The sequence below is a fragment of the Paenibacillus sp. FSL R10-2771 genome (assembly GCF_038000205.1).
GTDB lineage: Bacteria > Bacillota > Bacilli > Paenibacillales > Paenibacillaceae > Paenibacillus_AQ > Paenibacillus_AQ phytohabitans.
The window spans coordinates 3949816-3962534 of sequence record NZ_JBBOBM010000001.1; the positions used below are offsets into that span (position 1 = coordinate 3949816).

Below are 12719 nucleotides of genomic sequence, written 5' to 3' on the forward strand. Positions count from 1 at the left end.
TTAAATTACATTGTGTTATTTGCGAAGAGTAAGCTCTGCTGAACCTTTAATCAGATTCGGGTAACTGATGATCTTGAATGTCAAAGGCTGCGGCAGCTCGGCCGTGCCCAGCTTGTAAGCATGTTGAAAGGGAGGAACCTTGTCGTCAGCATGAGCAGGATCAATAACAGGCACCGCGGGATTATACGTAGCCGTATGCAATTTGCCTGCTCCGTCCTTGAATGTCTGATCCAGAATTACATTTGCAGTATAACCAGCGCTTTTATTGCTGGGTCTTTGGTATTCCATAATCAAGCTATGAGTATTAGACGCAGCGGTTATCCGCAGGCGGTCGTCAGGTCCTTTGATTATTTGCTTCTTATCCGTATCTACTATCAGCTCCTGGGCAGATTTCTCTAGTCCATTGATACCGTCTATTTGCAGCTTCATGGTTCCAGGTGACAATTCACTGCCAGGGAATACGAGGAACTGTTTGCCCTCAACATTAATCGATGCTTTTGAATACAATGCAGTGAAATCATTACCGCCTCCAAGCAGAATATGCGGGCTGTTCAGACCGAATATTTCCACGGAATTCTGCGGGCTGTATGCAGTTTCCACATAAATGCCAGTTGCAGCTATATATACGTCCCCGATCTCAACATCCTGGCCAGCGATTTCCATAGTCCGGTTAATGGATACGGTCTCTCCGGACTGTGCAACAGCATTCTGCTCAATGGTGATCGGGACATACACCTCAGTGGTTGTCGCAAAGTTCTGTATGCCATCGACCACCCCGCCTACCGGCCCCACCACACTCAGCTTTACCGCCATCCGCTCCGGCAGCTTCGTATAATTGCGGTTCCAAAGTGCTTTTTGGTATCCTCGTGTTACTCCAGATACAGCTTTCGGATTACTGCTGAAGTAAGCCCCTTGTCCTAGTTCTATATCTGCAACTGTAGTCACTGAGAGCGAATAAGCAGATGCACTTAAGTTCTTATTCTCCAGCTTATAGAAAAAGAGGATTCCCATCCGGTCTGCTGCAACGGCTTCCACTGTCAGAACATACCCATCCGTCTCTGCTGTTGCACCGCTTATCGGCTTAATGAGACCTGCCGCCAATGCTGAATTAACTGTAGAATCACTTCCGGCAACTTTGCTGTAAGCTTCGAACCACTTCATATCCTGCACCGTTACCTGCGAACTCAAAGCACCACTTCGCGGCTTCAAAGCCTCGCTCCCCCAAGGAAAAACGAACAGCAGCAGAATCGCCAGCATAGCCGCCGAACCTAAAACATAACGCGCTTTTAGAGACATATTGAATTTCTGCGACCGGGTTATCCCCTTGCGAATTGCAGCATTCAGCTTCAGCTCAGCAATTTCATCCGCTTCGACTGACAGACTGTGATAATACTCCTTCAGCAGTGTTTCTTCACTCGTAGCCATCCTATAGTCCCCCTCTAATTCTCATTTTGTCGCGCAGCTGCTTCAGTCCCTTGTTCAGCCAAGTTTTGACCGTCCCTTCAGGCTTGCCCAGCACCTCGGCGATTTCGGTCAGTGTCATATCCCGGTAATACTTCAGCACAAGCACCTGGCGGTATTTCGGCTTGACCCCATTCAGCGCCTGCTCCATATCCAGCTTGCGGTCACTGGTCATCTCCTGCAGGCCGCCGCTAATCTGAACCGGACCAGGAGACGCCAGACGTTTCCTCCGCTTCAATTCATCCTTACAGCAGTTGATCAGAATTCTTGTCAGCCATGGTGCAAATCGCTCTGTATCCTTCAGGCTCCCACGCTTGACCCAGGCTCTATATGTAGTTTCCTGCACAACTTCAAGTGCCTCCGCCTCGCTCCGCAAGTAGCTATAGGCTATGCTGTAGAGTATTTTCTTCTGCTCTAGAACCCGGCTGATGAACAGCTGTTCCTGCTCATTTAAGACCCGCATCCGCTCGCCTTCCCAAACATTCTCCATCCCGCATCCTCCCTCTGCTTTTTTTGATTTCTGTATATACTGACTGCACAGCGCCGCAAACGGTTTTACTTTTTTGGGACAAATAAGATAAACGGGTTAGAAATTCTCTCTTTGAGGAGTCTGTAACAGCTGTGATTCACAGCAAAAAGCCCGGCGTGTATGGGTTGACCACCACGCCGGACTTTATATTAGATAAGCTCATTATGTGTGCCCGTTAATGGTTATGACGTTTTTTCTTTGGAATCCCCGCCTGCACCCAGCGTAATTCCGCTGCGCCCGGCAAAGGCACTCAGCTGCTCCTCTGTCTCCGAGCTGGTCCGGTTACGGAAGCAGAGCTTGGCAACTTCTCTGGCTTCGGAAGCCAGCGTGTTCAGGGTGCGGTGCTTCACCTTAAGCAGCGCCTGCGGCGACATGCTCAGCACACTAATTCCGAGCTCCAGCCAGAGCGGTAGTGACCGTTCATCAGCGGCCATCTCACCGCACACACTGACATCGATGCCTACGCTGCGGGCCGCATCCACGGTCATCTTGATCATGCGCAGCACTGCCGGATGGTAAGGATGATACATATGGGCTATCTGCTCATTCATCCGGTCCACAGCGAGTACGTACTGCACCAGATCATTCGTGCCGATACTGAAGAAATCCACTTCCTCCGCCAGCAGATCGGCAATCATGACGGCGGCTGGAACCTCAATCATAATGCCTACAGGCAGCTTGCGGTCATATGGAATCCCCCGGCTGTCCAGCTCGCTTTTCACTTCCTCCAGCACCGCTTTGGCAGCCTGTACCTCTTCAACGGAGGAAATCATCGGGAACATCATCCGGACATTGCCGTAATGGCTGGCCCGCAGAATGGCCGTCATCTGCGTCTTGAACATGTCCTTGCGGTCCAGACTGATGCGGATCGCGCGGTAGCCGAGGAACGGATTCTGCTCCTCCGGCAGCTGGAAGTAATCCAGATGCTTGTCTCCTCCGATATCCAGGGTGCGGATGACTACAGACTCCTTGCCGACTTTTTCAGCTACAAGCTTATAGACTTCAAACTGTTCATCTTCCGTCGGGAACGTATTACGGTCCATATACAGAAACTCCGTACGGAATAACCCCACACCTTCGGCCCCATATTTCAGCGCCATATTAAGCTCCTTCACAGAGCTGATATTACCTGCCAGACGCAGAGATACGCCGTCTTTGGTGAAAGCTTCAACGGTTGCGAGCAGCTCCAGCTGTTCCCGCTTTTTGAGCTGCTTGGCACGTCTGGAGGTGAAATCCCGCACGGTGGACTCATCCGGATGGAGCATCACTGCTCCGGTCTCCCCGTCGAGCACCAGCATGTCCCCGGTCTGAATCGGGGTAAGGATTTTGTTCTCCAGGCCCGCGACGAGCGGAATGCCGAGCGCCCGGGCCATGATGGAGGAATGCGAAGTCTTGCCGCCCATCATCGTGACAATACCCAGCACATAGGCCGGGTTCAAATGCGCCAGCTGGGACGGAGAGAGCTCCTTCGCCACAAGAATATAAGGCTGTGTATCCGACGGAAGGGTAACTTCCGGCGCACCCAGCAGATGCTTCAGCAGACGGTTGCCGACATCCTTGATATCCACCGCCCGCTCCTTCATATACTCATCGTCCAGCAGATCGAACATGGCTACAAAATGGTCAATGGCTTCTTTAACGGCCACCTCGGCCGCTTTATACTGGCGTTCGATAATGCCGCGGATTTCACTCATGAACACAGGGTCGTCCAGGATCGCCAGATGGGCATCAAAAATACTCGATTCCTCCGGCCCGACGACCTCCCGGAATTCTCTTTTGATAAATTCGATCTCATCCTTGGAGGTGCGGATCCCTTCGTATAAACGTTCAAACTCCTTAGCCAGATCCACCGGATTCACCTGAGTGTCCGGCAGACTCCATTCCCAGTTCGGCAAGACAAAGGCCTTCCCGATGGCAACACCTGCTGCGGCGCCTATGCCTTGTATCATGCTTCGATCCCTCCAACATTACTTTCGTGTAGAACAACGGACATGACTGATGACTGCCCCTTTTTAACATTTTTAAATGGAGCATAGCTCCAGGATTTTACGCGGTCCGGATTGGTAATAACCATAGGTGTAGCGAGTGAAGCGGCATGCTCCTTCAAGAAAGCCAGATCAAATCTGACCAGCAGCTGCCCCGGCTCCACGCTGTCCCCCTCCTGTACAAGCGCCTCAAATGGCCCTTTAAGCTGCGAAGTATCAATCCCTATGTGCATAAGCACCTCAAGCCCTTCGGGTGTAGAAATGCCTACTGCGTGCATTGTAGGGTATACATGCATCACCTTGCCGAATACGGGCGAGACCAGCTCTCCTTTTTCCGGGAAAAAGGCTACTCCGTCCCCAACCAGCTTCGCGGCGAAAATATGATCCGGCACCTCTTCGATTGGCATCATCCGGCCCTGGATGGGCGAGCTGAACAGCACCTGCGGCAAATCGCGCAGCATCAGCTTGTCAATCTCTTCGCGGATCAGCTCCGAGTATGTGCCGAAGACGACCTGCACATTGCCGCCGCCCAGCTTGATAATGCCTGCAGAGCCAAGCCCCTTGAGTGCTCCTGTATCTATCAAACGGTCGTTATGCACAGTTAATCTTAGCCGGGTGATGCAGGCCTGTACCTGTACGATATTCTCTTTGCCGCCCAGCGCCTCCAGAATCAGCGGAGCCTGATACGGTATATTCCCCGCCCAGTCTCCCAGCTCGGACCCTTCTTCGCGGCCCGGCGTAGGAATCTGGAAGCGGCGGATCGCCCAGCGGAACACATTATAGTAGACAATGCCATAGCCGATCCCGATGGGAATGAGCAGCCAGGCCCGCTGGGACAGATGCAGATTGAGGAAGAAATCGATCGCCCCGGCCGAATACGAGAACCCGTGATGAATGCCGAGCGAGTAGGTCAGTACCATGGCAAGGCCGGACATGACCACATGCAGCGCGAACAAATATGGTGAAGCAAACAGGAACGCGAACTCAATTTGCTCTGACACCCCGGTCAGAAAGCAGACCAAAGCGGCACGCAAAAAAGTCTTCTTAATCTTCGGCTTGAGGTCCTCGCGCGCTTCCTGGATAATCGCGAAGGCAATCGCCGGCAGGGCAAACATCATAATCGGGAACAGCCCGGCCATGAAGATCCCCGCTGTAGGGTCACCGGCAAAAAAACGCGGCAAATCCCCTTGCACGACTGCACTTCCGTCAGGCGTCGTGAAGGAGCCCAGCTGAAACCAGAATACATTATTAAGAATATGATGCAGGCCAAAGGCCGTCAGCACCCTGTATAATACCCCGTAGACAAATACTCCATATCCGCCGGTAACCTGCACGACCCGGAAGAGATCATTCAGCAGCTGTTGGAGCAGCGGTGATACGCCGAGCATCACCCAGGCGAACAGCGCCGAGAACAAACCCATAAAGAGCAGTACAAAACGCGACCCTCCGAAAAACTGGATCGCCTCCGGCAGTTTGATATTCTTAAACCGGTTATGCGCTACGCCGGCTACAATCCCAAGGATAATACCAATTAATGTTGCAGGCTGTACAGCCCCGTCTCCCATGTTGGAAACAATCCGGTCATAAGTGAACATCCCTGCGAGCGCTGCCAGTCCGGCAGGTCCGGCCTGATTGGACAATCCCCACGCCACACCGACAGCAAACAAATAAGGCATGAAATAGAATATTCCTTGCCCAGCGTATGTCGTCACTTCGGATACCGAAGAAAGTCCCCATGCAGACCACGGTAAGCTGCCCAGACTCAGCAGGATGGCCGCCGCCGGAAGCACCATGGTAGGAAGCATAATGGCTCTGCCTAACTGCTGCAAAGATCCGAGCCAATTCAAGGTGACCCTCTCCTTTCTTTCTATATTGAATGGTAAGCGCTGCAGCAGTTTTTGTCAAAAGAATACGTGTAAACAAACACAGCAAGGATAGCCTGGCTCGGGGGCGATTACCAGGATACTTTTACCTGACACAAACTATCCTCTGCAATGCAGGTCAGTCGCAGGACTCCTGCGACTCCTGCGACTGCTGCGACTCCTGCGACTCCTGCGACTCCTGCGACTCCTGCGACTCCTGCGACTCCTGCGACTCCTGCGACTCCTGCGACTCCTGCGACTCCTGCGACTCCTGCGACTCCTGCGACTCCTGCGACTCCTGCGACTCCTGCGACTCCTGCGACTCCTGCGACTCCTGCGACTCCTGCGACTCCTGCGACTCCTGCGACTCCTGCGACTCCTGCGACTCCTGCGACTCCTGCGACTCCTGCGACTCCTGCGACTCCTGCGACTCCTGCGACTCCTGCGACTCCTGCGACTCCTGCGACTCCTGCGACTCCTGCGACTCCTGCGACTCCTGCGACTCCTGCGACTCCTGCGACTCCTGCGACTCCTGCGACTCCTGCGACTCCTGCGACTCCTGCGACTCCTGCGACTGAATAAGTGTAGTTTGTACAACTATAATTGACTAGGAGATCTTATATTTTATTTTAATTGCATTCTGTACAACTATTCAGGTTCAATTCCACTTAAATCGCAAAAATCGGTTTTTTAATTGTACGAAGTGCAGTTATTCCTGAAAAACCCCTTGTAGAGCACATTTTAGTTGTACTAAATACACTTATCTCCTACTACACCGGATGGCCTAAAAACTTTAGCAGTAAAAGTAGGAACTTCAGCATTGATCAGCTGTCATTGGCGCAACCTTAATCTGAAACATTACTAGTTGTCACGCAAAGGAAGGGTGTTCTGAGTGTTCTGAGTGTTCTGAAGTCACCATACGATATCGGACCGCATTGTGCTAACCTCGTAGTACCGCACCCGTTCCTTTGAAAATACAGGTTTAAGCAGTCCTTTATCGCTCAAGGCAATCAGCAGCTTGCGCGCCGTCCGGAAATTGATGTGTAAATATTCAGTCACATCCTTGGGACGAAGCGGCCGTGCAATCCGCCATGCCAGTCTTAACACATCCATCTCTTCAGAAATCAAATGCTGAGCGGCTGTACTCCGGGCTAAATAAGGTGCCAACGCCAGCTGCAGCAGCATCCGGCATACCTCCGGACGCTGCCGGATATCGTCGAATGAGAAATGCAGCATTTTCCAGCCCATTCCCGTTAAGAAGGTATCCCTGTTAAGTGCATAGCTGAATTTTTCGCGGTCCACGTCTTTAACATGACTCTGAAAACCATCGCATTCAATTCCGAAACGACGGCCGCTTGCAGGCAGAAAAGCAAAATCCAAAAATTGCGACTTGCGGTTCCAGTCATACACTTCGTATTCCGGATGCAGATGCTCCAGCGACTCAAACAACGGCCACCATACATTCTGTAAAAACAGTTTCTCCGCATAGTTGTGTCCACGCACCAGCCTCCCCCGCCGTTCACCAGCCCTTTCATTAGTATGCATCTCAATAAACGTGCAATGTGCCTGTTCAAAGTCCATATGAATGACCTCCTGTAAAATAAAAAAAACGCCCTTCCCCCATGAAATGGAGTAAAGGACGTTCTTCGTCTGTTTCAAGTATAGCAATCGCAATCAATAAAATCTATATTCTGCATGAGCAACATTCGGATTCCAAGGCTTCGCACCGTTCCAGCATTCCGGATTATGAAAACCAGAAGCCGGAGCTTACTCCGGCTCCCCTATGAGCTCTTTCATCCGGCTGCAACCGAGCACTTACCCCCGGCTCCGGCCCTTCATCGTAATCGCCTCTTCCACCTTGATGCAGCGGTCCATGATGGCGATCATGCCGTGTTCAGCTGCGATGTCAGCCGCCTCCTGGCTGATGATGCCCTGCTGCAGCCAGAGCACGCGCGCTCCGATATCTGCGGCTTCCTGCGCTACAGCCGCGCAGTATTCACTGCGGCGGAATACATTCACAATATCCACCGGCTCAGGAATTTCCGCCAGCGTGTGATAGCATTTCTCACCCAGAATCTCCCCGTCTACCGATGGATTGACCGGAATAATCCGGTACCCCCGGCTCTGCATGGCACCCGCGACCATATAAGAGGTGCGGTCGGTTTTGTCGGATAAGCCGACTACGGCAATATTGCCTGCTCCAGCCAGAATATCTCCGATTTCTTCCCTGCTTGGATTCTCAAAGCTCATGTGTATTTCCCCTTCCCGTGGTTAGATGTTCGTTATAAATACATCATACAGCGGAGCGTACCAAGTTCCAAATTCACATGACTCCCGCAACGGCCGAATCCATTCTTAAACAGGCCGGTTTGAAGCCGTGCGGCCGGAGATGCGGTGCCGTTAGTGCGGCAGAACCCTCAGCTTACCGTACACAGCCAGACCATATGGACAGAATCCGGACCCCAATAATCCTTAACTATCACATAGGGTTCTCCGAATTTCCGCAGCCACCTGGTTTGTGCACGTCTGTAGCCGCTGTCCAGGCAGAACCGATCAATACCCTGCTCCCGAAGAAATACCATGAGCATTGCAATCAAAGCCGACCCAATCCCTTGCCCCTGATATTCAGGCAAAACATACAGACTGCCCAGCTCGCCTACAGCATCCAGCTGATTTCCGGTACAAACCCTGATGTCCTCTCCGCATGGAGCATAAGAAATGGTGCCTGCGACAACCCCACCTATTCGGGCAACCCAGAACCAGATGTCTGAATTCAGCGGATTAAGAGACGCTGCTGCCATTCGTATCTTGGATTCAATCTCCTGCTGAATGTCACCCTGCAGGTGACCCAGTCCTTCGCTTTCAAAAGCATCCGTAATCGCAAGCTTATAAAGATCCGATACCGGAGAAATATCATCCTCCGTGAGCGGATTGATATTTAACGGACCCACCTTTGTTATTCTACCCATTCCACATTCGCACCCAGCGAACGCAGATGGTCAAAGTATTGCGGGTAAGATTTCGCCACATGATGGGCATCCTTGATCCGCAGCGGCTGACGGGCTCTGAGGCCCACTACAGTAAGCGCCATAATTACGCGGTGATCATAATGCGCGTTAATGGTTACGCCGCCTTCAACACCCTCGGGCGTGCCATGGACAATGATCTCGTCACGGCGCTCCTCCACCTTCGCACCAGCACGGGTCAGCTCGGCCAGGTAGTCGGTAATGCGGTCGCATTCCTTATATCGCAAATTCTCAACGTTGTAGAAGCGTGAGGTTCCTTCAGCAAATACGGCAGCGGCCACCATGGCCAGCACAGCGTCCGTAGCTGCATCACCATCGAATTCTACTGCCTTCAGAATACCGTTGCCCTGCACATGCACGGTACCATTCTCATGCGTGAGCGGCACTTCCATCATCCGCAGCACATCAACAATCGCCCGTTCCCCCTGCTTGCTCTTCTCAGCCAGACGGTGAATCGTCACATCCGACTTCGTCACCGCTGCGGCAGCAAGTACGGCTGCCGAACCCGGGTAATCCCCCTGAACCGTATATGACTTGGCCGCATAAGCCTGCCTACCCGGCACCTTGAAGGACATGTAATCGTCAGCAGCATGTACAGTAATGCCTGCCTGCTCCATGACTTCAAGTGTCTGGCCAATGACCACTTTGGATTTCAGATCATCCAGTACAATAATTTCACTGTCTTCCTCTAACAGCGGCGTGAGGAACAACAGCGCACTAAGATACTGTGAGCTTACAGCACCGGATACGGTAATCCGTCCGCCCTGCGGTTTACCGCCGCGAATAGTGATCGGCAGCCTTCCATTATTATGCTCCACCTCTACACCAAGCTGGCCCAGCGCCTGAATCAGGTCATCATGCGGGCGTTTGCCTAGTGAATCCGGATACGTATTCACGAAAGTGACCTCCGGGCTGAGCGCGGCAACCGCCATCAGGAAACGCAGCACGGCGCCGGCATTCCCGACATTCAGCTCTTTGACATCACGCGGGTGACGCCCGAACCCCTGAACTACAATCTTCTCCTCATCTTCGGTCAGTACAGCCCCGAGATCGGCGATACATCTGCGGATGGCATCGCTGTCCTCACTGTGCGCGGGATGATAAATCGTGCTGACTCCTTCCGACAGGGCAGCTACCAGCAGGTAGCGTGTTGTGTAATTTTTGGATGACAGAGCTCCGAATTCTCCTTGCAGCGTCGGCGTTGGCCTAACAATAACGTCCATAATCTAAGCGCTCCTTAAAGTAATATAGTTTCTGTATGTACGGCCCCGTTTGACAGGGTAATCCGCAGTTGTGTTATCATTGATACATTCTATTAGGACAGAAAAGAGGGTACAACCATGAATGAAATCCCACAGATTACACCACAGGAACTGCGTGAGCGGCTCGCTTCAGGCGAAGAGCTTGTTCTGATCGACGTCCGCGAAGATGATGAGGTTGCCTTCGGCATGATTCCCGGTGCGCAGCATATCCCAATGGGCCAGATCCCGCAGCAGACTGATGAGCTTCCGGCTGATACTGAGATCATCTTCATTTGCCGTTCCGGCAACCGCAGCCAGCGTGTCTGCGAATATCTGCAGCAATTCGGCATTAAGGGCTCGAATCTGAGCGGCGGCATGATTGAATGGAATGAAACCGGACAAGCCTAGTCCAAGCCACGAACACACTTAAAAGCTCAAGCGCGGTAATGCATTAAAATATATTGTGAGACTTCGGCCACATTCAGCTCCGTTGTATCGACCGTGCAGTGCGCGAAACGGTAAGCCTCCCTGCGCTGCTCCATAATAGCGCGGACCCGTTCTTCGGCATTGCCGGCGAGCAGCGGCCGGTTCTCATCCCCGCTGACACGGGCGATAATCGCTTCCTCAGTGGCCGTAAGCGCCACAACAAGCCCCTGCTCGAGCATAACCTCCGCATTACCGGGTGCCAGCACTGCGCCTCCGCCTGTAGAGATTATTCTGCGCTCACCCTGCAGCATCCGCTTCAGTACGGCCGATTCAATCTTCCGGAAAGCCTCTTCGCCGCCTGCGGCAAAAATCTCCGCAATACTCCGGCCTTCACTCTCCGTAATCACTGCATCCAGATCAACCAGTTCATATCCAAGCTCCTCAGCCAGCATAGCGCCTACCGTTGACTTCCCCGTAGCCATCATTCCGACGAGTATGATATTTCTGTTCTCTGTTATTTCCCGTATATTCTGCCGTTCTTCCTGATCCCCAGCCATAACTACCTCCAACCGCGACATTTGTCATATCATAACACAGGGTGAAAAGTTTGCACAATGCAGCAGAGGTGCAAAAAAGCCCGAAAGCTCTCCGCAGGAAGCGAAAAGCATTTCGGGCTCTCTATAGCCTAAGCTGGGCGGTTACAATTACTCAGCCAGCCAGTTGTGGTGGAACACGCCTTCTTTGTCCACGCGTTTGAAGGTGTGGGCGCCGAAATAATCGCGTTGTGCCTGCAGCAGGTTCGCCGGAAGGCGTTCAGTGCGGTAGCTGTCATAATAAGCAAGCGCACTGGAGAAGCCTGGAACCGGAATACCCAGGGTTACGGCCGAAGCAATAACTTTGCGCCATGCGGATTGGTAGTTATCCATAACATCCTTGAAGAACGGATCAAGCAGCAGGTTCTTCAGGTCTGCATTATTGGCATAGGCATCCGTGATGTTCTGCAGGAACCGGGAGCGGATAATGCAGCCGCCGCGCCAGATCTTGGCCAGTTCACCATATTTCAGATCCCAGCCGTATTCATCAGAAGCTACACGCAGCTGTGCGAAGCCTTGTGCATACGATACGATTTTGCTGGCGAACAATGCTTTACGCACGTTCTCGATGAATTCAGCCTTGTCACCATCGAAGGCTACAGCAGCAGGACCGCTCAGCACTTTGCTGGCTTCAACGCGTTCTTCCTTCATTGCAGACAGGAAGCGGGAGAATACGGATTCGGTGATCATGGACAGAGGCACGCCGAGATCCAGCGAGCTTTGGCTTGTCCATTTGCCGGTACCCTTTTGTCCGGCAGCATCAAGAATGACGTCTACCATGGGTTTGCCGGTTTCTTCGTCATACTGCGCGAAGATATCCTTAGTAATTTCGATCAGGTAGCTGTCCAGCTCGCCGCTGTTCCACTCTGCGAAGGTGTTGTGCAGTTCCTTGGCATCCAGGCCCAGCACATCTTTCAGCAAATGGTACGCTTCGCCGATCAGCTGCATGTCGCCGTACTCAATGCCGTTATGCACCATTTTTACATAGTGCCCGGCACCGTCCGGTCCGATATATGTACAGCAAGGCTCTCCGTCCACTTTGGCAGAAATAGCCGTAAGAATAGGTTCAACCAGCTTATACGCGCTTTCCTGACCTCCAGGCATAATGGAAGGACCTTTCAGTGCGCCTTCTTCGCCGCCGGATACGCCAGTACCTACGAAACGGAAGCCTTTGTCCTCAAGATATTTGCTGCGGCGAACAGTGTCAGGGAAATAAGCGTTACCGCCATCGATAATAATATCGCCCTGATCCAAGAACGGCAGCAGCTGCTCAATGGTAGCATCGGTTGCTTTGCCCGCCTGAACCATAATCAGGATTTTGCGCGGCACTTCCAGGGATTGTACAAACTCCTCAACTGAGAAAGTACCTACCAGGTTCTTGCCTGCTGCTTCTGCGACCAGATCATGTGTCTTCTCCGGGGAACGGTTAAACACGGATACGCTAAAGCCTTTGCTCTCGATGTTAAGAGCCAAATTTTTGCCCATTACCGCCAAGCCAATGACGCCGATTTGTTGTTTTGACATCTGGTTCTCCACCCTTTGCACCCTGTATTTTTTGTGAAATCCATTTCTCGCAGTATAAGAATACCACCCTTT

At 52.3% G+C, this 12719-nt stretch carries 12 protein-coding genes; 2 read left to right on the plus strand and 10 right to left on the minus strand.

Annotated features, from left to right (window positions below):
* Positions 1-15 precede the first annotated feature (15 nt).
* The 4 genes from NSU14_RS17085 to NSU14_RS17100 form a co-directional block, all read right to left on the minus strand.
* Positions 16-1425: a hypothetical protein gene (locus NSU14_RS17085; RefSeq protein ID WP_340946394.1), complete on the minus strand. Its 1410-nt coding sequence runs from the start codon at positions 1423-1425 to the stop codon at positions 16-18.
* 1 nt (position 1426) lies between these two features.
* On the minus strand, positions 1427-1951 hold the full coding sequence (locus tag NSU14_RS17090; protein ID WP_081969963.1) for a sigma-70 family RNA polymerase sigma factor: 525 nt from the start codon (positions 1949-1951) through the stop codon (positions 1427-1429).
* 221 nt (positions 1952-2172) lie between these two features.
* Positions 2173-3939 carry a phosphoenolpyruvate--protein phosphotransferase gene (gene ptsP / locus NSU14_RS17095; protein WP_039297929.1) on the minus strand — a complete coding sequence of 589 codons (1767 nt, stop codon included), beginning with the start codon at positions 3937-3939 and terminating at the stop codon, positions 2173-2175.
* Complete coding sequence (locus NSU14_RS17100) at positions 3936-5822, minus strand: glucose PTS transporter subunit IIA (RefSeq protein ID WP_042136521.1); 1887 nt, start codon at positions 5820-5822, stop codon at positions 3936-3938. Before NSU14_RS17100 ends, ptsP begins: the two co-directional genes overlap by 4 nt.
* 147 nt (positions 5823-5969) lie before the next feature.
* On the opposite strand from NSU14_RS17100, the gene NSU14_RS17105 reads away from it, so the two are divergent.
* Positions 5970-6419: a hypothetical protein gene (locus tag NSU14_RS17105; RefSeq protein WP_340946400.1), complete on the plus strand. Its 450-nt coding sequence runs from the start codon at positions 5970-5972 to the stop codon at positions 6417-6419.
* 330 nt (positions 6420-6749) lie between these two features.
* Here NSU14_RS17105 and NSU14_RS17110 read toward each other — a convergent pair whose 3' ends face one another.
* The 4 genes from NSU14_RS17110 to aroA all read right to left on the minus strand — a co-directional run bounded on the left by NSU14_RS17110 (position 6750) and on the right by aroA (position 10086).
* On the minus strand, positions 6750-7418 hold the full coding sequence (locus NSU14_RS17110; RefSeq protein WP_042136519.1) for a hypothetical protein: 669 nt from the start codon (positions 7416-7418) through the stop codon (positions 6750-6752).
* 234 nt (positions 7419-7652) lie between these two features.
* Positions 7653-8087 carry a CoA-binding protein gene (locus tag NSU14_RS17115; protein WP_042136517.1) on the minus strand — a complete coding sequence of 145 codons (435 nt, stop codon included), beginning with the start codon at positions 8085-8087 and terminating at the stop codon, positions 7653-7655.
* A gap of 167 nt (positions 8088-8254) precedes the next feature.
* Positions 8255-8806: a GNAT family N-acetyltransferase gene (locus NSU14_RS17120; RefSeq protein WP_340946404.1), complete on the minus strand. Its 552-nt coding sequence runs from the start codon at positions 8804-8806 to the stop codon at positions 8255-8257.
* A complete protein-coding gene (gene aroA / locus NSU14_RS17125; RefSeq protein ID WP_076245392.1) occupies positions 8794-10086 on the minus strand; it encodes a 3-phosphoshikimate 1-carboxyvinyltransferase in 1293 nt (430 codons plus the stop codon). Before aroA ends, NSU14_RS17120 begins: the two co-directional genes overlap by 13 nt.
* Before the next feature lie 117 nt (positions 10087-10203).
* On the opposite strand from aroA, the gene NSU14_RS17130 reads away from it, so the two are divergent.
* Positions 10204-10512 (plus strand): rhodanese-like domain-containing protein, encoded by a 309-nt coding sequence (locus NSU14_RS17130; RefSeq protein WP_042136512.1) that lies wholly within the window; start codon positions 10204-10206, stop codon positions 10510-10512.
* Positions 10513-10538: 26 nt separating this feature from the next.
* Here the strand turns inward: NSU14_RS17130 and NSU14_RS17135 are convergent, their stop codons facing one another.
* Entirely contained in the window at positions 10539-11087 is a 549-nt protein-coding gene (locus NSU14_RS17135) for a shikimate kinase (RefSeq protein ID WP_042136510.1), read from the minus strand.
* Between the two features lie 147 nt (positions 11088-11234).
* A complete protein-coding gene (gndA, locus tag NSU14_RS17140; RefSeq protein ID WP_039297916.1) occupies positions 11235-12647 on the minus strand; it encodes an NADP-dependent phosphogluconate dehydrogenase in 1413 nt (470 codons plus the stop codon).
* Positions 12648-12719 lie beyond the last annotated feature (72 nt).